Below are 19,066 nucleotides of genomic sequence, written 5' to 3'. Positions count from 1 at the left end.
TCCCCTTGAGTCCTAATCTTGTTTCTGCCATGCCTACCCTCAATCGGTTTCAAGCTCCTCAAGCTAATCTGATGCAGCCAAACATGGCCCCTACAAGTTTCTGGCCTCAAGCCGGGACCGAAGCCTGCCAAGTGGCCATTCGTGCCGCCTACAAACAGGTGTTTGGAAATATCGGAGTGATGGAGAGCGAGCGACTGAGCTCTTCCGAATCTCGCTTGGCTAACGGCGAACTCTCCGTCCGTGGATTCGTCACGGAGCTGGGTTGCTCCGAACTCTATCGTCGTCGCTTTTTTGAAACATGCTCACCGCATCGTTTTGTTGAGCTGAACTTCAAGCATTTTCTTGGCCGGGCGCCACAGTCAGAAGCTGAAGTTTCCAGACAAGTTGAAATTCTTCAAAGCAAAGGCCTTGAAGAAGAAATTAGAAGTTATACGGGTAGTGATGAATACCAGAATGCTTTTGGTGAAGACACAGTTCCATACCTACGCTCTGTTGTGAGTCAAGTCAGTCTTGGCCAGAATAATTACACCAAAATGCTCTCACTGAAGGGCAGCAACAGCAGTAGTGATAATGCGCAACCGAAACGTTCGCAGACCCTTCCCTATCTTGCCGCTGCAGCAAGAGCTATGTCGGGCTTGAATTTCGGCCGATACAACCCTTCTCCAACCGCTGTCTTCAAGCCGATGCGTTCCACTTCCGGTCAAGATAGCGCCCCGTTCAGCGCCTCGCTTTACGCAGGGTTTGGGGTATCACAACAAGATCAGCAAAGGATTGAGCGCTGGGCTGGCAGCAGCGCCGAGGAGGTGAAGCAGGTTATTCGCGCCGTCTACCGCCAAGTGATGGGGAACCCACACCTGATGGAAGGGGATATTCCGACATCGCTTGAATCCCAATTGATTGACGGGGAAGTGAGCGTCAGGGGCTTCATTCGCAACGTCTGCCTCACTGAGCACTATCGGCAGCGGTTCTTTACAAAGTCTTCTCCCTATCGCTTTGTGGAATTGCTGTTCAAGCAATTGCTCGGCCGTGCTCCAGAAAGTCAAGCTGAATTCCGTGTCCCCCTTGACATCGTGATTCGCCAAGGATACGCAGCCTTGATTGACCACTTCCTGAATAGTGAAGAATACATCAATAACTTCGGTGAGGATATTGTTCCGTACCTCCGAGGTGTCAAATCTGCCGAAGGCCGCAGTCAAAACAGTTTCAACCGCACCCTTGCGCTCGTCAATGGCTATAGCGGAGGGGACCGACAAGTCACCAGCTCTCGCCTTCTCAACCAGGTCACTGGTGGTGCCAATCAGATCATTCCGTTGCGTTCCACTGCAGCAAGTGGATCAACTGAACCGCCAGGCAAGCGCTACAGGATTGTGGTCACAAGCCAAACCTTCGGAAGCCGTCGCCGTAAAGCTCAAACGACTTATGAAGTTGCTGGAGACCGCATGACAAGCCAGCTAAAGTTCATTCACAGCACAAGCGGCCGCATTACCAGCATAAGCGAGATCTCCTGAGATCCACTTATAACGGCTTAGCTGATGCTTTGACGCAGCACCATGCCGCGTCTATTCACTTCCCCTTACCCTAAAATAATGTCTCTCTGGATACAAGCGAATCCCACGAGTGAACTCTGGGCCAGCTCGAATGAAATGGAATTAGACGATGTCATGACATCGGTCTATCGTCAGGTGCTGGGAAATGCTCACCTCATTGAATCCGACAGGCTCAGCACATTAGAGTCACAACTACGCAATCGTGACATTTCTGTCAGGCAGTTTGTAGCAGCAGTTGCCCTCTCTGACGCCTATCGGCAACGATTCTTTGACACGAACTCACAATATCGTTTCATTGAGTTGAACTTCAAGCATTTGCTCGGCCGGGCGCCACGCAACCAAGCCGAAATCGCCGAGCATACAGCGATCTATGCTGCTGGAGGCTACGAGGCTGAGATCCTTTCTTATATAGATAGTGACGAATACGGCTTAGCCTTCGGGGAAAATATTGCGCCCTACACCCGCACGGATTCTGCTCAGCTGAGCCAAACGAAGGATTTTCTTCGTACAGTTAATCAATGCCGTGGTTATGCCAGCAGTGACTTGGGTCAGAATCAGCCCAATGCTCGCAGTTTGGCGTCCAACCTTTCAGAGTCGGCCAACCCGCCGATCGCGACAAGATCAGGCGGCAATCAGAATGGACGCTTCGAGATTGTGATTGACATGCCTCGCAATAGCTCTGTCAACCGACGAGCGGCCCAAGTTATCACTGTTGACTATGCTCAGCTCACTCAGCGAATCAATGTGATTCAGCGTCAGGGCGCTCGTATACGCACTGTCAAGCCTGTTGCGAACTAGCTCAAAACAATCAGCATCCCATTGCCGCCATGTTTACAATGGCGGCTTTTTCTGCGATTGGTTAGTTGCTTAAACCAAAGAATCCACAATCATCTGGCTCATCCGCACTTCAACGAATTGGCGACCTCGACTGACATTTTGATTTCAAATTTTGTCAAGAAGTCGCTTGGCACATGGCATTCAAAGCGAAGTGGCCACAATCTGGCTTTCCGGCACGTTGAGGAAATTGATTCCACAATTGTCATTATGGCGGAGCCCAATGAATCGATTGAGCTTGCCCAATTACTTGACCTCAATGGCATCGCGCAACAAGCGATCACCAATCCCTTTCGGATGAGTTGGCGCGGTACTTCTGATTGGGATGAATCAGATGTCAGCGCTGGTGAATGCCTGCTTGTGCCAGTGCCAACAGACAGCAAAAGCGGCATACTTTTGCGTAGCATAGGTTATACAGAAAAGATTCCAGCCATCGGCCGATATAATATTGATGACGATGGTGCCTTCACATTGATCACTCCCTATGAAGGATCCAGCGCCGAAGAACGCATCTGGTTTGCAACCAAAGATGTGAGATTAAGGGTCTCCATGATGCGCACGCAAAGTGGCCAAGGTATCGTCCAAGCTTCTTTTTCCTCTGAAATTCGCCAGCACGATGGAAGTTGAGAAGAAACCCACAATGGCTGCAAAGGCCTTGAGTGATACCCAAGCTTTTCAATGCCTTCAACTGATTGCGGGTCTCTACCGCAATGATCGCCAGTTTGCGGCCCACTCAACAGAGCTATCCCATATTCAACTGGCCTTCAGGCCTATTACTACTTCGGGTTTTGATGGGTGCTGGCTTTACTCAGAACAAGCTTATACCTTTGATCTATGGCGTCCCTATCGCCAAGGAGTTCACCATGTCCGGCAGCTGCCTGATCGACTCAGAGTTGATAACTTCAGCCCTCCAGATTCCCTCCTAGTAGCAGGTGCAAGTCATGAGCCCAGTCTTCTTCAGAAGTTGGAGCGTAGCGAGCTGATCGCAAGGCAGGGCTGCGCGATGGAATTTTTCCCTGAAACCAGTAGCACCTTCCGCGGCCAGCTTGAAGAAGGCTGCCAGTGCCTGGTTCCGCGCAATGGCCAGCTGACTTACCTTGTCAGTGAGGTTTTACTTGAAGAAGGTCTTTGGCGTAGCCGCGACTTTGGCTGTGATCCAAACAGCCACGAACAACTCTGGGGTCTAACAGATCGACAGTTTGAGTTTGAACTGATAGAAAGTTTTGCAAACGAATTACCCTGTTCGTTGAGCGCAACCCAGTCACTTGTATGACGAGGGCCGATCTGCCACCCATGGCCAAACAACGGCTCAGGAGCTGGATTCGCAGCCGGCACCTTGTCTTGAAAGGCAACTTTTTGGTCATGGAGTCCCTTGAGCAGAACGCGATCGATCGCTTCGCGGAAGCCGTGGAGAGCCTTGGCGGACGCCTCCTCAGTGTCAATACTGATAAAAGTCTTTATTCTGGCAATCGCATCATCCGGGTGCTGCAGGGGAAGGCCTCATTGATGAATCAACACTGGGTGGAGCTTTTACACTACTGGGCAGAAAAAGGTGGATCTCACAGTCGATTTGACGAAAGGGGGTGACCTTTTGTTAACACCCGCTTGATCCGGGGCTTGCCTATTAAATAATAGACAGGTCGCTTGGCCCTCCAGTGCTCGGCATCGGCAAGCCAGCGAAGCCCTAGCCTCTGGCGTTTCGACGTCCTGGAGTTTGTCAGGGTATTATCAAAGACACTGCCTCCAAGAATAGGTGCTTTCCCCATGTTTGATGCTTTCACAAAGGTTATTGCTCAGGCTGATGCCCGTGGCAGTTTCATCTCCGCTGGCGAGCTTGATGCTTTAGCTTCAATGGTTTCAGACAGCAACAAGCGTCTTGATGCTGTTAATCGCATCACCAGCAATTCATCCACCATCATCGCTAACGCGGCTCGCGCCCTTTTCGCTGAGCAACCCGGCCTGATCGCCCCCGGTGGTAACGCTTACACCAGCCGTCGCATGGCTGCCTGCCTGCGCGACATGGAGATCATTCTTCGTTACGTCACCTATTCAATCTTCAACGGAGACTCCAGCGTTCTGGAGGATCGTTGCCTGAATGGCCTGCGTGAGACATATCTGGCCTTGGGCACCCCTGGAGCTTCGGTTGCAGAAGGTGTTCGCAAGATGAAGGAAGCCGCCCTCGGCATTGTGAACGATCGCGGTGGTATCACCCAAGGTGATTGCACGGCTCTCTCCTCAGAGATTGGCACCTATTTTGACCGGGCCGCATCCTCTGTCGCTTGACGCTTTAGAGAAGCTTTCAACCCTTACTTCCCTTCTCCCATTCCATGAAATCCCCACTCACAGAAGCCGTCTCTACAGCTGATTCCCAGGCTCGCTTTCTCAGCAACACTGAGATGCAAGCCGCCTTCGGCCGTTTCGGCCGTGCCAAGGCAGGCCTGGAAGCCGCCAAGCAGCTCACAGCCAAGGCTGATGCCTTGGTGAACGGTGCCGCCCAAGCGGTTTACACCAAGTTCCCGTTCACAACCCAGCAGCAGGGTCCCAACTACGCCTCCACTCCCCAAGGCAAAGCCAAGTGTGCCCGTGACATTGGCTACTACCTTCGTCAGGTCACCTACTGCCTGGTGGCCGGTGGCACCGGCCCCATGGACGATTACCTGATCGCCGGTCTCGACGAGATCAACCGCACCTTCGAACTTTCACCCTCCTGGTATGTGGAAGCTCTGCGTTATATCAAGGCGAACCACGGCCTGAGTGGCGAAGCTGCAACCGAAGCCAATAACTATCTTGACTATGCGATCAACGCACTAGTCTGACTTGGCAAAAGGATCAGTGTCTATCTTGGGGGCTTCAAGCCCCCATTTTTTATGGAATCATTGGGCGTTGATTTGATGGAGAGGCAAGCAAATTCGGAGCTGATTGGAAGCCCCATCAGCGAAGACGAGGCACTACGCAGACTCGGCCTGACTGATGATGCCTCCTCCCGTTACTACGCCGCCTGGTGGCTAGGGCGGCATCGCAGCGATGATCCAAGAACCATCACATTGTTACTTGAGGCCCTGCGACAACGCAGTGTTCACAATCCAGATCAAGATCTTGATGCCACGGCGGTAGCCAGAAATGCGGCCAGAGCCCTTGGCAAACTCGGGCAGGCGGCCCATCAGGCCATACCAGATCTTCTCCGCGCACTTGATGATGACGACCCAGGACTGCGCGAAGCCGCGGCAAGAGCACTTGGAAACTTGGGCGCGCGCGAAGCCGTCGAGCCGCTCGCGCGCCGCCTGAAGGGTGGCCCTGCTGGGCCCGGACGTGCTCAGCAGGGATCAGCTCGTCTGGTGGAGCCCTGTGAGGCCCTGCTGGAGGCCCTGGGGGAGTTGGGCGTGGCGAATTCGGAGGTGCTGGAGGTGATCACGCCCTTCCTCGACCATGAACGACCGGTGGTGAGCAATGCCGCCGCCCGAGCCCTGCTTCAGCTCACAGGTCAACCCTGCTGGGGTGAGCGACTGGTGGCGATGCTTCGTCACCCCCAGCTCCAGGTGCGCCGTTCAGCGCTCTTGGACATTGGTGCCTGTGGCTGGCTGCCAGCACTGGGGCCGATCTGCGCAACCCTGGCGGAGAACAGCCTCAAACTGATCGCCCTGCGAGGACTTGCCGAAGCCGCTCCCAGCCCAGGCAGCGCCGAAGCCGTTTTGACGGCAATGGACGACTTGCTATGACGACATCCACGCCCCACGGCGAACTGGCCACTCTGATTGCAGCGGTTCAAGGAGCCTGCACGGGCGAAGCACTGCTGGAAGCCACCGAAGCCCTCAGTGCCAAGGCAGACCCTGGAAGTCTGGGGTGCCTGATGGAGATTCTTACGTTCAACAACCCAGGAGCGGCTGTGGCGGCCGTGGAGGGCCTGATCAAGATTGGCAAGCCAGCCGTTGCTCCGCTGCTCGCCAATCTTGATCAATACAACTACGGAGCGAGGGCCTGGGCGGTCCGGGTCCTCGCTGGTATCGGCGACGTCCGAGGACTGGCCGTTTTAGAGCAAGCCCTGGCCGAAGATGTGGTGCCAAGTGTGCGCCGAGCCGCTGCCCGGGGCCTCGGACAGCTTGTGCTCGATGGCCTGGGGCCTGAGGAGCGCGAAGAAGCCACCCTGCGCTGTTTTACCTCCCTGGAGAAGGGCCAAAGCGATGGCGAGTGGATCGTTCGCTACGCCGTTGCGGCAGGCCTGGAACAACTCGCACCGGCTCTCCTTAGCCATCCAGACGTGGTGACCCAGTTGATCACCAACCTCCGCAGCCTTGCCAATGAAGCGAGCGAGCCCGTGGTGGTGGTCAGACTGCGAGCCGATCTGGCCCTGCGGCGACTGAACGATCAACGGCTTGATCGCAGCATCTCTACACCTGAGCTTTCAGCCTGAATCAACCATGACCCAGCGCCTACTTTTCGTCTGCCTAGGCAACATTTGCCGGTCCCCAGCTGCCGAGGGGATCTTCGTTCATCTACTCAAGTCAAGCGAACACAACGGGGATTATCTTGTCGAATCCGCTGGAACTGGCGCCTGGCATGTCGGGAATGATCCCGATTCAAGAATGCGTTCCGCTGCCGCTCAACGCGGTATCCACTTACCCAGCAAGGCAAGACAGATCACAAAGGCTGACTTGTTGAAGTTTGATCGGATCCTGACGATGGATCAGGACAACTTTGATCAGGTCTGCAGAATGGCCAAACAGAGTAATTTTGACCAAAAAAGCATGGCCCTGATCGAACCGATCACCATGTATTGCTCCAAGTTTTCAGCCACATCAGTTCCAGACCCCTACTACGGCGGGGAAAGCGGCTTTGAGGATGTGCTCGATCTCTTGGAAGATGCCTGCAAGGGTTTACTTGCGTTCCTTAGCGACAGGAACCATTCTTGACCATGCTCACCATCGAATGAATCATCATGCCAAAAGCCTGATTGCCACTGCTTTGGGGACGCTCCGATGGATGCCGCATCGCCGATGACGAAACGATTGGGCGATCCACAGACGCCGAAAGGTTGGAGGTCATTGCAATGGAAGACGTTGAGCTCAGTGTCATGGTGACGGGTGTCGCTGATTGCGCGGAATTCGCTTAAAACTATTGATTGAATCCTATGGTGTGTAGCTGTTTCACGCTCTTTTAGCTCTTCAACCCTACTGCTGAGGAGAAGGGACTTAAGGGGGAGTCGAAACAAACCGTCAAGTTCCTGGCCAGGCTTCCTCAGGCACCCGTTCGCGGAACAGATCCACCAGGGCCTGGATCACCGCCTCGATCTCCAGGCCATCGCTGATCAGCTCGATCGCGTCATCGGCCTGAGCGAGCGGGGCAACCGCCCGACAGGAATCAAGACGGTCGCGTTCGGCAATCTGGCCCTCCAGTTCAAGGAGCGAAACCGGGGGAAATCCCCGCTGCTCCAGATCCAGGGCGCGCCGCCTGGCACGCTCCTGCACCGAGGCGGTCAGGAACACCTTCAAATCAGCGTCGGGGAAAACCGCCGTGCCGATATCGCGGCCTTCGGCCACGAGCCCTCCCCGTTCGCCCATGGCCTGCTGCTGGCCGGTGAGGGCCTCACGCACGGCCGCATGGGCCGCCACCGCAGACACCGCGGCGGTCAGGTCGGGGTGACGAATCGCCGCGGTGACCTCGTGGCCCTTGATCCAGACCCGCTGCTCGGCACCAAGCCCGCCCTCCAGCCGCAGGTCGAGATCGCCCAGGAGCAGGGCGACGGCCTCCGGATCCGCCGGATCGACCCCATGGCGCTGCACCCACCAGGTCACGGCGCGGTACATCGCTCCTGTATCGAGGTAGAGGAGACCCAGCCGGCGGGCGAACGCCCGGGTAACGGTGCTCTTACCGGCACCGGCGGGGCCGTCGATGGCAACAATCGGGGCTCGGGACATCAGAAAGTGGTGATCGATCAGACGGCTGGACCCACAGTTCACAGCCACAGCCAGCAAAGCAAGACCCCGATGACCGGATGGGGGTGGCTGGAGGGTTTGGGCCCCGACCAGCTCGGCGTAGTCAACCTGCAGACCGGAGGCTTCCAACCCGTCTCGTAACTCTGCCAGCAGCCGTTCCTCACTCAGGCCGCCGCAGCGCCAGGCCTCAGCGGCTTCTAGCAGGGCCACGGGAATGGCGCTGGCCCTTTGGCGCTCAGCCGGGGAAAGGTAGCGATTACGAGAACTGCCGGCCAGTCCGTCGGCTTCGCGCCAGGTGGGACAGCCCTGCAGCCGCACCGGCAGACCAAGAGCCGCCACGACCCGGCGCAAGACCACCAGTTGCTGCCAGTCCTTCTCTCCGAGCAGGAGGCGATCGGGACGAATCAACGCCAGCAGACGGGCGATTACGGTGGCCACGCCGTCGAAATGGCCAGGCCTGGATCGGGCGCAGAGAGTCTCCAGCAAGGACGCCGGCGGAATGACCCGGGTGACCTCGGCCTCTCCACCCGGAAAGAGATCTTCAACGGAGGGTGCAAACAGAGCGTGGGCACCAGCCACCGCTGCTGTTGCGGCATCGGTCTCGAGATCGCGGGGGTAGCGCTGAAAATCCTCGCCCGGCCCGAACTGGAGTGGGTTCACGAACACGCTCACCAGAACCCCGGGCTGAACCGGCTCAGCGCCCGCGACTGGCTGAGCCAGGGCTGCCCGGCGAATCAGGCTGAGATGGCCCTCATGCAGAGCACCCATCGTGGGCACGAAGTGCAAAGGCCGTTGCTGCCATCGCAGAGAAGCGCACCAGCGCAGCAGCTCGGCGCAGGTTCGCAGCAACAACATCGGCTGACAAAACAAAGACCCACCACGCCAAAGGGACGGATGGGCCGGAGATCAGAGAGGTGTCAGACCTTACTGGAGAACCTCAAGGCGGACCTGGGCGATGCCACTGGAGATGAGCCCCAATTTCTGGGCGGCTCCGTGGGCCAGATCAATGACCCGGTTGCCGACGAACGGCCCACGGTCGTTGATGCGCACGTAGGTGATGCGGCCGTTACGAAGGTTGGTGACCCGCACCCGAGTGCCGAAGGGCAAGGTGCGATGGGCGGCGGTCAGGGTGCCAGGACGGAAAATTTCACCGTTGGCGGTGCGGTTTCCGAAGAAACCAGGGCCGTACCAGCTGGCCTCGCCGGTGGTCACATGCCTGACATTGGACTGGCTGGGAGCCGAAGCCACCGTTTGGGGAACCACCGGCCTGATGACAGGCTCAAAGTCAGGTTGGTCCTGAACGTCGCGGATCACCACGTTGCCGTTGGGGCTGGTGGAGGGCTTTGCTTGGGCAGGTTGCTCGCTTGACATCGCCAAGGCAAGGGGTTGTGGGCCCTTGGTGGAATCGGCGAAAGCGGGGATGGCAACACCACTGCTGGAGAGCAGGAGAGCAAGAGCTCCGAGGGAAAGGGAGGAAGGCATAACAAACGAAACCCGCTGCCTAAAACAGCAATCACCTGAAGATCAACGATCAAACCGACGACCAATCCACTCAATCGAAAAGCATGAGAGGAATGATCGAGGTGGTGAAGTTCCTGACCAAATCAAAGACTCAGGAAACTTAATGGCAATCCTGAAAAGATTGTGTGGAGGAATGGGATCACAAGAATGATCAGGAATCATCATCGAAGCCAACATCGCCGGCCCCATCAAGGATGGAGCGGGCCAACACCGCCTCGATCAATCAGCAGAAAGGATGTCTGCTATCAGCAGTGGTGATGGAGCTGGGTGTCAATCTCGCAGCCGTCCACCGCCACGGGTGGTCAGCCCCGGGAGCAGCCAGTGCCGTGTCCCATCAGAGGATCACCAGGATCCAGAGTTGTTCCCACAGAACGGATGCCATGGACTACCGCACAGCAGGAGTGGACGTGGCCGCAGGTCGGGCCTTTGTCGAGCGGATCCGGACCAGCGTTGAATCCACCCGGCGCCCCGAGGTGCTCGGCGGCCTGGGGGGCTTCGGTGGGCTCTGCCGCCTGCCGAGCGGCTTGAGCAACCCCCTGCTGGTGGCCGGCACCGATGGGGTGGGCACCAAGCTGGAACTGGCTCAGGCCCATGGCCGCCACCATGACGTGGGCATCGATCTAGTGGCGATGTGCGTGAACGACGTGATCACCAGTGGCGCCGAGCCTCTCTTCTTTCTCGATTACATCGCCACCGGCAAGCTCAGCCCCGAGGCCATGGCCGCAGTGGTGGAAGGGATTGCCGACGGCTGCAGGCAAAGCGGTTGCGCCCTGCTCGGAGGTGAAACGGCCGAGATGCCGGGCTTCTATGCCCCTGGCCGCTACGACCTGGCCGGCTTCTGTGTGGCAGTGGTGGAAGCCGACGCCCTGATCGACGGAAAGCAGGTGGAGGCCGGTGACGCCATCCTCGGCCTGGCCAGCAGCGGGGTCCATAGCAATGGCTTCAGCCTGGTGCGCCGCATTCTCGACGCGCGCGGCATCACGGCCGCCAGCACCTTCAACGGCAGTGACGAGCCGGTGATCGAGGCCCTGCTCAAGCCAACCCAGCTCTACGGCGCTGTGGTCAGATCCCTGAAGGCCGGCGGAATCCCTCTCCACGCCATGGCCCACATCACCGGGGGAGGCGTGCCGGAAAACCTGCCCCGTTGCTTGCCGGCGGGCGTTCACGCCCGCATCGATCCAGGCAGCTGGGAGCGTCCCGCCCTCTTTCACTGGCTACAGGAACAAGGCGAGGTGCCGGAGGAGGACCTCTGGAACACCTTCAACCTCGGTGTCGGCTACTGCCTGGTGGTGCCAGCGAAGGATCAAGCGGCCGCCATCGCTATCAGCGAGGGCCTGGGTGTGCGCGCCTGGCACCTGGGCGAGGTTGTGGCGGGCCCGAGCGGAGGCGGCCCGGTGGCCGGCCTGCCGAGCAACTGAAGCCGCCTCGGGACTCGGCGAAGTCAGATGATGGAGTTGTTAAGCCGTCAAAAGCCTCTGGCGCCAGTTTTGAGGATGGATATTCGATGATTCCAATCAACGGCCGCAGCACCCGTCGTCGCAGTTCCGCCGGCCCCTTACCCCCCAATCCACCGCGCCGGCCGCGTCAGGTTCCAAGCAACGCCCCGCTGATCCGGCCCACCTTTCTGGCCTTGAGAGACCACGGCAAGGTGTATGTCTCGGATCTGCCCCGCCTCTCCGATGGCCAGCTGGGCCATGTGCTGAACGAGGCGCGGGAGGTGCTCGACAGCCTGACGCGGCGCCTGCAGGAACTTGAGCAACAGAGCCTGCTCTCGACACTGGAGCAGGAGACCAGGATCCGGGCGGGCACCAAACGCGATGTCACCGAACGCTTCATTCGCTCCGTGCTCGAAGAGCAGGAGCAGCGCCGCAACAATCCGGCCGTGGGGGCCGTGGCCAGTGAATCGATGTCCAGAACCTTTCTGGAACTGGCGCGGCTGCGGCTGCCGGGTCCCCTCTTCGATTCCCTGATCCAGGAAACACTCGCCGCCTGCGAAGCAAGCAGCCCTGAAACCGAGCCTGGCCCCAGCAGCGACGATCGTCAGCCAATCGCAGCAGACGCAGAGGCCGCGGCGAAGGCCAGCCCGCCAGCCCGGCTGATCCCCGCCCCAGCCCGCACAGTTGCAGGGGAGCTGCCCCGTCCGGCCTCCTTACCGGTGGTCCTCAGCCCCGACCCCTCCCCGTCGCTCACCACCGGCTGACGTCAGTTCGACTGGAACGGATTGGCCGGCATCCGCACGGGCAGGGCGATCGCCTGGCGATCGAGAGCTCCCACCTCGCTCGCTTCGAGCCGCCAGCCCACGGCTGCCGCGGCTGTCTCTGCCTGGGACACCGTGCGCAGGCCGGGGATTGGCCGGGCCCCGTGGGCCCGGCACCAGTTGAGCGCCACTTCAGCCATCGAGGCGCCGTGGGCGGCAGCGATGGCTCGCATCTCCACCAGCAGCGGTTCGATCCTCGGCAGCAGCCGGCGGTAGAGCCAACCCCGCGGCCCGACAGGCCAGGGCCGGCCGCTGCGGCCGGGATCGCTGAGCAGCCCCAGGGCCAGGGGGCTGTAGGCAATCAACTCGACGCCGGCGTGGCGGCAGACCTCGGCCACCCCACCGGGGGCGAGGGCGTCTGGAGCGAGCAGGGAAAGCTGGACCTGCAGGCTGGCCAGCGGGATGCCACGGGCGGCCAGCCGCTGGAGGATCAGCTCCAGGCGCCGCGGCCCCAGGTTCGAGAGCCCCAGGCTGGCCACCTCCTGGCGGTCCACCAGATCGGCCAGACCCTCCAGCAAGGGCCCCTCCTGCCAGGGGGCGTAGCGGGCCGTGCTCCAGTGCAGCTGCACCCGGTCGAGCTTTCCTCCCAGGCGCTGCCGCGAGGCCTCGAAGGCTCTGGCATAGCCGCTTCGACCCAGCCGCCAGGGGAACGGCGCCAGCTTGGTGGCCACGCAGAGGCCGGCAAGCCTGGCCGCCGGCAGGGTGGCGAGAAAGCCGCCGAGCAAGACCTCACTGCGGCCCTGGAAGCGGCCCGTTCCATAGGAATCGGCCGTGTCGAAGAAGGTCAGGCCCAGGTCCACGGCCCGCTGAAATGTGGCTGCCAGGGCCGCGTCGTGCCGTTCCGGTTCGTACCCCCAGAGGAACTGGTTGCCCCAGGCCCAGGTGCCGACGCCGATCGATGGCAGGTCGCTATCGGGGCCAAGGAACCCGCCGAGGGGGAGAGCCGTCGCCATCACGCCGCACCGCCAAGGGCTTCGACGCCATGATCCTCCCAGCTGCGACCGACCGCTGAATCCACAGCCGTCTTCCCCGGGGCCCGACGCCCCGGCCCCATCGTCTTCCGCCCGCGACGGAGAGGGATCTGGGGCGGAATCGCAAGCCAGCTCGCAGGCCAACGCAAAGACCAGCTCAGAACCCATCCTCTGCGGCCACTGTGGTCGTACGGCCAGCAATGGCATCCGCTGCCAGGGTTTCTGCGTAGCTGACGGCGACAGCTGAACCTCCAAGCCCCGGCCTTTGGCCTCTTGCCCCGGCCTCTGGCCTCCAGAATGAATGGCTGAGAAAGGTCTCCCGTGCCCAGCTCCCTGCACCGATTGGTTCTCACCTTCGCCCTACTACTGAGCTGGCCGGTGGGGGCGCTGGCGGCGACTCCGGGAGCAGCCGAGGCGGCCACGCCTCATTCGCGCCCAGCCGACAACTTTGGCCGGCTGCAGAGCAGGGCCCAGACCTGCCAGAACAATCTGGCGGACGCGCCTGCGACCGCCTGTACGAGTGTTCTGTTCGAGCAACCCTCCCAGGGTTTGCTGAACATTCGCTTCCTTTCTCCCGGCCAGGGCGGAGCCGCCAGCGCCCAGCTCAATTTTGTTGGCGTGTTGGCACCGGCCAGCACGCCGATGGCGTGCGACCAGGGCCGTTGCCGGCTGATGGGCCCGCTCACGACAACGGTGTCGAGCATGAGCGAACGGAGCTTCAATGACCGCGGCCTGGCCACCGGCCTGCCGAAAGCCTGGCCGGCCGAAGGGCGCTGCAGCGTTGAACAGCGCCAGGTGCGTTGCAGCGCCAAGGCCCCGAGTCAGGAGTCCTGGAGTGCCGTCGCCGAGTTCTGAACGCCAGCGCTTGGGCTGCGCTTGAGCCCAAACGAAGACAGGTCCTGGTGGAACCTGGAAGAGAGAGGCGGCACCCAGATTCGAACTGGGGATAAAGGATTTGCAATCCTCTGCCTTACCACTTGGCCATGCCGCCAGCCGGGAGCAGACTCCCTGAACCGGATCGTATCAGCCGTGGCATGCCCTCCCGTCTGCTGGTCCTGAGCAACGGCCACGGCGAGGACCAGATCGCCCTGCGCCTGATCCGGGCCCTACGGCGGCGCCGGCCCGACCTCCAGGTGCTGGTTTTGCCGTTGGTGGGAGAGGGATCGGCCTTCAAGGCCGCTGAGGCCGGCGGCGAGCTCAAACGCATCGGACCCCGCCTGGCGCTGCCCAGCGGCGGATTCAGCAACCAGAGCCTGCCGGGTTTGCTGGGTGATCTCAGCGCCGGCCTGCCCCTGCTGAGTTGGCGGCAGCTACAGATCCTGCGCCGCTGGGGGCGTCGCGGCCAGCCCGTGCTCGCCGTCGGCGATCTGCTGCCTCTGCTGCTGGCCTTTGCCAGCGGTGCGCCCTACGGCTTCGTCGGCACCCCGAAGAGCGACTACACCTGGCGCAGCGGGCCTGGCCACAACTGGCCTGCCGACCGCTATCACCGCTGCAAGGGAAGCGAATGGGACCCATGGGAATGGGCCCTGATGGGCCAGCGTCGCTGCCGGGTTGTGGCTGTCAGGGACGGACTGACGGCCCGGGGGCTTCGGCGCCATGGCGTGCGGGCCTTGGCACCGGGCAATTCAATGATGGATGGCTTCCTCTGCCAGCCCGTACCGCCCGCCCTGGCCAACCAACGGCGCCTGGTGTTGCTGGCGGGCAGTCGCCTGCCGGAGGCCCTGGGCAACCTGCAGCGCCTGCTTGGGGCCATGGAGTGGCTCGGGCCAGGCGGGCTGGAAGGGCCAGGCAGGCTGAACGAGCCGATCGCGGTGCTCTGCGCCACCGGCTCCAGGCCCAGCGATGCCGAACTGGCACCGCTGCTGCGCGCCGCCGGTTACGTCCCCAGTGATCCACCCGAGGGCAGCGGAGCCCAGGCGGCCTGGCAGCGGGGCAGGGTGTTGCTGCTGGTGGCCAGCGGCGCCTTCGAGCGTTGGGCCAGCTGGGGGGAGGTGGGGCTGGCCATGGCCGGCACCGCCACCGAACAACTCGTCGGACTAGGGGTTCCGGCCCTGTCGCTGCCAGGCCCGGGGCCCCAGTTCAAGACCAGCTTTGCCAGCCGCCAGAGCCGCTTGCTGGGAGGGGCGGTGCGGGTCTGCCCCACACCGCAAGCCCTGGCCAAGGAGCTGGCCCGGCTGCTGGTCGACCCCGCCGCCAGGGACGCCCTTGGCAGGATCGGCAGGCGGCGCATGGGAGGGGCTGGCGGCAGTGAGCGCCTCGCCGCCGTGCTGGAGAGGGAGCTGCTGGATCAGAACCTGCCGCGAGGGGGCCGGGCCGACGACTGGCGATGATGGGGGTTGATATCGCCCCTGCAGGTTTCTGATGCCCGCCCCCACCGATCGGGCCTACGCCACCATCACCGGCAACCTGGCCTCCCTGCTTGGCATCAGCATCGCCTCGGCGCGGCGTCGGGTCGACCAGCGGGCCGCCAAGGCGGAGATTCGCGACATCGCCGGCCGGGTGGCCATGGCCGAGCAGATGGTTGAGGAGCTCAGCGGCAGCCGCCAGGAGCAGGTGCGCCTGCTCGATTCCCTGCTGATCGCCGAATCTGACGAAGCCAATTACCTCGACGAAGACTGAGGACTGGCGGCTGAGGACTGGCTGGGCGATCTTGCCTCAGTGCTCGAAGACCGAACCGAAACGGCGGCGATCGAGTTCAGAGAACACCGGGATGCAGGCGAAGCAACGGCGCGCCAGCTCCAGGCGTTCCTCCCGCTCCAGGATCTCCTTGAGGCGCCCACAGGCAGGGAGCAGGAAGCGCACGTCGTTGGCGGCATAGGCCAGCTGGGCCTCGCCGAGCTCCTCGACCCGGCCCCAGTCACTGCTCTGGGCCTGCTTGTCGAGCTCCACACCCACCAGCTCCTGAACCACCTCCTTGAGTCCGTGGCGGGAGCTGTAGGTGCGGGCCAGGCGGCTGGCCACCTTGGTGCAGAACAGGGGGTTCACGGCAATCCCCAGGCCTTCCCCCAGGGCGGCCACATCGAAGCGGGCAAAGTGGAACACCTTCTCGATTGCCGGGTTCTCCATCAGCTGCTGCAGCCGGGGGGCGAGCCGCTGACCGCGCGCAATCCGGATGCAGCAGACGTTGTCACGGGCATCGGCGATCTGGACCAGGCAAAGACGATCGCGGCCATGGACCAGCCCCATCGCCTCGGTATCGACGGCCAGGGCCGACGCCTCCGAGAGCAGGGCCAGCCAGGCCGGATCAAGATCGTCGTCGAAGACGGCAAAGCTGGCTGGAGCAGAGGCTGAGGATGACGGATGGGCAGAGGGGGAGGCCATCGGGGCAATGCGCAACCCCGCCATCGTCGCGTCCAGCGCCCGCACCGCTGCCCGCTCTCCCATCCGCTGCCGTCTGGGCCAGGATGGGGTGATTGTCAGCCCTTCGCATGCCCCCCGCCTTGAGCTCCACCCTTCTGCTCACCCTGCTGATGACCGTGGGGCTGGTGTTCTTCCTGCGGGCCGCCAGCAAGGACCGCACCACTGTTGTGGATGTCCACTCACCTAGGCCGGCGCTGGAGGTGCTCGACGGTCTCAGTCGGTGGCTGCAACAACGGGGCTGGCAGGCTGAGACCGGCGATCCTGAACGGCGCCTGCTGCGCTTCTCCGGCCGGGTCGCCGCCAGCCTGCCCCTGGCCTTGCTGCTGTCGGTGCTCGGAGGCGTCGGGGCGGCCTGCCTCGGTTTGGTGGTGCGCCAGCTCCTCCCAGCTCTGGGCTGGTCGCCGCTGCTGCTCACCGTGCTCGGCCCCCTGGCGGGATTGGTGTACGGGCGCCGAGCGGCTCGACAAGAGCAAGTTGAGCTGCGGCTGATCAGCGACGACACGGCCCCGGGCAGCACCCTGCGGCTGCGCGCCCACCGCGATGAACTGATTGCCCTTGAACAGGAGATGGCCGCCTCTCTCGAGCTCGCCAGTGACGGCTCCCTGCTTCGTTCCCCGATCTGATTGACCTGTGTCCACGCGTTCACATTCCAGAACGGCGCCCAGCCGCGTTGTTCCCCGGGCCTCCTCGATCCGATGGGCGGCGCTGGGGGTGTTCAGCCTGATCCTGGCGGCAGCGGCGGCGGCGGCGGCGCGGGCCCCAGCTCTTCCGGCCATCGATCCGCTCACCGGTCCCCGAGCGCCGCTGAACAAGAACTGGATCGGACGCCGCAGTCTGGCTGCCGGCACCCCGATCCTGGTGCTGGCTGGCCACGCCGACTCCCAGGCCATGGCGGGAGCTGGCACCCCCGGCGAGGCCGTCGACATCCACGGCGCCGCGCCGATGAATCCCGCCATCCGCGACGAGCTCCACTGGAACCTACTGACCGCTGAGCGGATCGTGGACCTCGGGCAGCAGCGGGGGCTCAACATCAGCCTTTACCTGCCTCCGCTGAGAACCATCGCCGATGGAGACGATCCCCGCACCAACTGGAGTGTGGGCAAGGATCACGTGCGTCGGGGTGGCTACGCCCTGGAGATCCACTTCGATGCCTACGGCCCTGACGGTATCGGCTCGGGCCTGATTCCACCGCTGATGGGGCCCTTCAGCCAACTCGATGAGAGCCTCGCCGCCGCCTTCGGCGCCTTCCCCGCTGACTTCCGCGGTGGGCTTGGTGCCCCGCGGCGGGGTATTGCCATGCTGGAGATCGGCAAGCTGGAGGGCACCCTCGAAGCGTCACTGCGCAACCCGAGCAGCCGCGATTCAGCCCTCGACGCGATTGCCCTGCGGGTGGTTGAGGCGATCGAAGCGGGGCTGGCTGACAGCCAGGCCCCGTTCAGGCCACGGCTCAGCCAACAGCCTGATGGGGTTGGCAGCGATCCTTCAGTGATTCGTCCTGCAACCAGTCCTGGGGGCAGGTGAACAGATCGGTGAGCAAGGCCTCGCGGCTGCCTGGCTCCGGCGTGTAGCCGTACTCCCAGCGCACCAGAGGCGGCAGCGACATCAGGATCGACTCGGTCCGCCCGTTGGTCTGCAGACCGAAGATCGTGCCCCGATCGAAGACGAGATTGAATTCCACATAACGGCCGCGGCGGTAGAGCTGGAACTGGCGTTCGCGCTCGCCGTAGGCCAGCGGGTTGCGCTTCTCGACGATCGGCGCGTAGCTCGGCAGAAAACCGTGGCCGCAGGCGCTGGCCAACTGGAACAACTGCTCCCAGCTCTGGGTCTGCGGCCCGGCAGCGCCGGAGAGAGCTGCGGCCGCAGACTGGGGATCCTGACCCTTGTAGAGGATTCCTGAAGGGTCCTGGTAGTCGAAGAAAATGCCCCCAACGCCACGGGTTTCGCCGCGGTGCCGGAGCAGGAAGTACTCGTCACACCAGGCCTTGAACACCGGGTAATAGGCCGGGTTGATGCCGTCACAGGCTCCCTTCAAGGTGCTGTGAAAGTGGATGGCATCGTCGAGGAAGGGATAGAAGGGCGTCAGGTCAGCCCCGCCGCCGAACCACCAGACCGGCCCCGCTTCGAAGTAGCGGTAATTCAGGTGCACCGTTGGCACATAGGGGTTGCGTGGGTGCAACACCATCGAGGTGCCGGTGGCGAACCAGCGCTGCCCTTCCGCCTCCGGACGCTGGTTGAGGATCGCCGGAGGCAGCCGGTCCCCCTCCACCTCGGAGAAATTGACGCCGCCCTGCTCGAAGATGCGGCCGGCCGTCATCACCCTGGAGCGGCCACCGCCTCCCTCCGGCCGCTCCCAGCTCTCCTCTTGAAAGCGGCCTTCACCATCGAGGGCTTCGAGGCCGGCGCAAATGCTGTCTTGCAGGCCCATCAGTAGCTGCCTGGCCCGCTGGCGGGAATCGGGCGGCGGAGCCTGGAGCGGCGGTCCGATCTCCGGAGCCGTGGCTGGGTCAATCCGTGGTTGTTCGGGCACGCGAGCTGAGCCCCTAACGGGGCACTGGAATCCTGTTCACCTTTCCAGCCTGCCTTACCCGCTCACAACCTTTCGAGAGGCTCTGTCATGGGCGCGACCCGTAGGATTGATTCACCTAT

General features: G+C 62.0%; 22 protein-coding genes, 1 tRNA gene and 1 pseudogene. 18 read left to right on the top strand and 6 right to left on the bottom strand.

The features are described 5' to 3' along the window. The first annotated feature begins 29 nt into the window (after positions 1-29). The 11 genes and pseudogenes from BM449_RS09200 (at position 30) to BM449_RS09155 (ending at position 7,288) form a co-directional block, all read left to right on the top strand. A complete protein-coding gene (locus BM449_RS09200) occupies positions 30-1,508 on the top strand; it encodes a phycobilisome rod-core linker polypeptide (protein WP_083544492.1) in 1,479 nt (492 codons plus the stop codon). 42 nt (positions 1,509-1,550) lie between these two features. Then, a complete protein-coding gene (locus tag BM449_RS09195) occupies positions 1,551-2,345 on the top strand; it encodes a phycobilisome rod-core linker polypeptide (RefSeq protein WP_083544491.1) in 795 nt (264 codons plus the stop codon). Positions 2,346-2,462: 117 nt separating this feature from the next. Then, a complete protein-coding gene (locus BM449_RS09190; protein WP_205526822.1) occupies positions 2,463-3,008 on the top strand; it encodes a phycobiliprotein lyase in 546 nt (181 codons plus the stop codon). Next, a complete protein-coding gene (locus BM449_RS09185) occupies positions 2,947-3,654 on the top strand; it encodes a chromophore lyase CpcT/CpeT (protein WP_162922859.1) in 708 nt (235 codons plus the stop codon). The genes BM449_RS09190 and BM449_RS09185 overlap by 62 nt, the downstream gene beginning before the upstream one ends. A 20-nt stretch (positions 3,655-3,674) precedes the next feature. Next, positions 3,675-3,968 (top strand): hypothetical protein, encoded by a 294-nt coding sequence (locus tag BM449_RS09180; RefSeq protein ID WP_083544489.1) that lies wholly within the window; start codon positions 3,675-3,677, stop codon positions 3,966-3,968. A 177-nt stretch (positions 3,969-4,145) separates the two neighbouring features. Then, a complete protein-coding gene (locus tag BM449_RS09175) occupies positions 4,146-4,664 on the top strand; it encodes a phycocyanin subunit beta (protein ID WP_071800977.1) in 519 nt (172 codons plus the stop codon). 44 nt (positions 4,665-4,708) lie between these two features. Further along, a complete protein-coding gene (cpcA, locus tag BM449_RS09170) occupies positions 4,709-5,197 on the top strand; it encodes a phycocyanin subunit alpha (protein ID WP_071800976.1) in 489 nt (162 codons plus the stop codon). A 51-nt stretch (positions 5,198-5,248) separates the two neighbouring features. After that, positions 5,249-5,671, top strand: a pseudogene (locus tag BM449_RS15590) (HEAT repeat domain-containing protein); the annotation flags it as partial. A 45-nt stretch (positions 5,672-5,716) separates the two neighbouring features. Then, a complete protein-coding gene (locus BM449_RS15585; protein WP_311134070.1) occupies positions 5,717-6,097 on the top strand; it encodes a hypothetical protein in 381 nt (126 codons plus the stop codon). Further along, positions 6,094-6,789, top strand: coding sequence for a HEAT repeat domain-containing protein (locus BM449_RS09160; RefSeq protein WP_071800975.1), 696 nt, complete (start codon positions 6,094-6,096; stop codon positions 6,787-6,789). Before BM449_RS15585 ends, BM449_RS09160 begins: the two co-directional genes overlap by 4 nt. A 7-nt stretch (positions 6,790-6,796) precedes the next feature. After that, positions 6,797-7,288, top strand: coding sequence for a low molecular weight protein-tyrosine-phosphatase (locus tag BM449_RS09155; RefSeq protein ID WP_071800974.1), 492 nt, complete (start codon positions 6,797-6,799; stop codon positions 7,286-7,288). A 303-nt stretch (positions 7,289-7,591) separates the two neighbouring features. Here the strand turns inward: BM449_RS09155 and BM449_RS09150 are convergent, their stop codons facing one another. Both BM449_RS09150 and BM449_RS09145 read right to left on the bottom strand, forming a co-directional pair. Further along, positions 7,592-9,166 (bottom strand): bifunctional pantoate--beta-alanine ligase/(d)CMP kinase, encoded by a 1,575-nt coding sequence (locus BM449_RS09150; RefSeq protein ID WP_071800973.1) that lies wholly within the window; start codon positions 9,164-9,166, stop codon positions 7,592-7,594. A gap of 69 nt (positions 9,167-9,235) precedes the next feature. Further along, positions 9,236-9,793, bottom strand: a complete 558-nt coding sequence (locus BM449_RS09145) for a septal ring lytic transglycosylase RlpA family protein (protein ID WP_071800972.1) — start codon at positions 9,791-9,793, stop codon at positions 9,236-9,238. A 419-nt stretch (positions 9,794-10,212) separates the two neighbouring features. Between BM449_RS09145 and purM the strand changes: the two genes are divergently transcribed. Next, positions 10,213-11,250: a phosphoribosylformylglycinamidine cyclo-ligase gene (purM, locus tag BM449_RS09140; RefSeq protein WP_071802155.1), complete on the top strand. Its 1,038-nt coding sequence runs from the start codon at positions 10,213-10,215 to the stop codon at positions 11,248-11,250. 86 nt (positions 11,251-11,336) lie between these two features. After that, positions 11,337-12,032: a hypothetical protein gene (locus tag BM449_RS09135; RefSeq protein WP_071800971.1), complete on the top strand. Its 696-nt coding sequence runs from the start codon at positions 11,337-11,339 to the stop codon at positions 12,030-12,032. Between the two features lie 2 nt (positions 12,033-12,034). Here BM449_RS09135 and BM449_RS09130 read toward each other — a convergent pair whose 3' ends face one another. After that, positions 12,035-13,042: an aldo/keto reductase gene (locus BM449_RS09130; protein ID WP_071800970.1), complete on the bottom strand. Its 1,008-nt coding sequence runs from the start codon at positions 13,040-13,042 to the stop codon at positions 12,035-12,037. 339 nt (positions 13,043-13,381) lie between these two features. On the opposite strand from BM449_RS09130, the gene BM449_RS09125 reads away from it, so the two are divergent. After that, entirely contained in the window at positions 13,382-13,915 is a 534-nt protein-coding gene (locus tag BM449_RS09125) for a hypothetical protein (RefSeq protein ID WP_145536797.1), read from the top strand. A 65-nt stretch (positions 13,916-13,980) separates the two neighbouring features. On the opposite strand, the gene BM449_RS09120 is transcribed toward BM449_RS09125, so the two are convergent. Further along, positions 13,981-14,051 (bottom strand) — tRNA-Cys (locus BM449_RS09120). Between the two features lie 43 nt (positions 14,052-14,094). On the opposite strand from BM449_RS09120, the gene BM449_RS09115 reads away from it, so the two are divergent. Both BM449_RS09115 and BM449_RS09110 read left to right on the top strand, forming a co-directional pair. Beyond that, entirely contained in the window at positions 14,095-15,390 is a 1,296-nt protein-coding gene (locus BM449_RS09115; protein ID WP_071800968.1) for a lipid-A-disaccharide synthase-related protein, read from the top strand. Between the two features lie 31 nt (positions 15,391-15,421). Beyond that, positions 15,422-15,679 carry a hypothetical protein gene (locus BM449_RS09110; protein WP_071800967.1) on the top strand — a complete coding sequence of 86 codons (258 nt, stop codon included), beginning with the start codon at positions 15,422-15,424 and terminating at the stop codon, positions 15,677-15,679. 36 nt (positions 15,680-15,715) lie between these two features. On the opposite strand, the gene BM449_RS09105 is transcribed toward BM449_RS09110, so the two are convergent. Then, entirely contained in the window at positions 15,716-16,381 is a 666-nt protein-coding gene (locus BM449_RS09105; protein ID WP_071802154.1) for a ribonuclease D, read from the bottom strand. A 107-nt stretch (positions 16,382-16,488) separates the two neighbouring features. Here BM449_RS09105 and BM449_RS09100 point away from each other — a divergent pair, with 107 nt between their 5' ends. Both BM449_RS09100 and BM449_RS09095 read left to right on the top strand, forming a co-directional pair. After that, positions 16,489-17,043, top strand: coding sequence for a cofactor assembly of complex C subunit B (locus tag BM449_RS09100; RefSeq protein WP_071800966.1), 555 nt, complete (start codon positions 16,489-16,491; stop codon positions 17,041-17,043). Positions 17,044-17,050: 7 nt separating this feature from the next. Beyond that, positions 17,051-17,941: a dehydrogenase gene (locus BM449_RS09095; protein WP_233830598.1), complete on the top strand. Its 891-nt coding sequence runs from the start codon at positions 17,051-17,053 to the stop codon at positions 17,939-17,941. Here the strand turns inward: BM449_RS09095 and hemF are convergent. Then, positions 17,868-18,845 (bottom strand): oxygen-dependent coproporphyrinogen oxidase, encoded by a 978-nt coding sequence (gene hemF / locus BM449_RS09090; protein WP_311134069.1) that lies wholly within the window; start codon positions 18,843-18,845, stop codon positions 17,868-17,870. The genes BM449_RS09095 and hemF overlap by 74 nt on opposite strands. Positions 18,846-19,066 lie beyond the last annotated feature (221 nt).

Source organism: Synechococcus sp. SynAce01 (assembly GCF_001885215.1).
Classification (GTDB): domain Bacteria; phylum Cyanobacteriota; class Cyanobacteriia; order PCC-6307; family Cyanobiaceae; genus Regnicoccus; species Regnicoccus frigidus.
The sequence above is the reverse complement of the archived record's forward strand: the minus strand, read 5'-3'. Positions and strand labels throughout refer to the sequence as shown.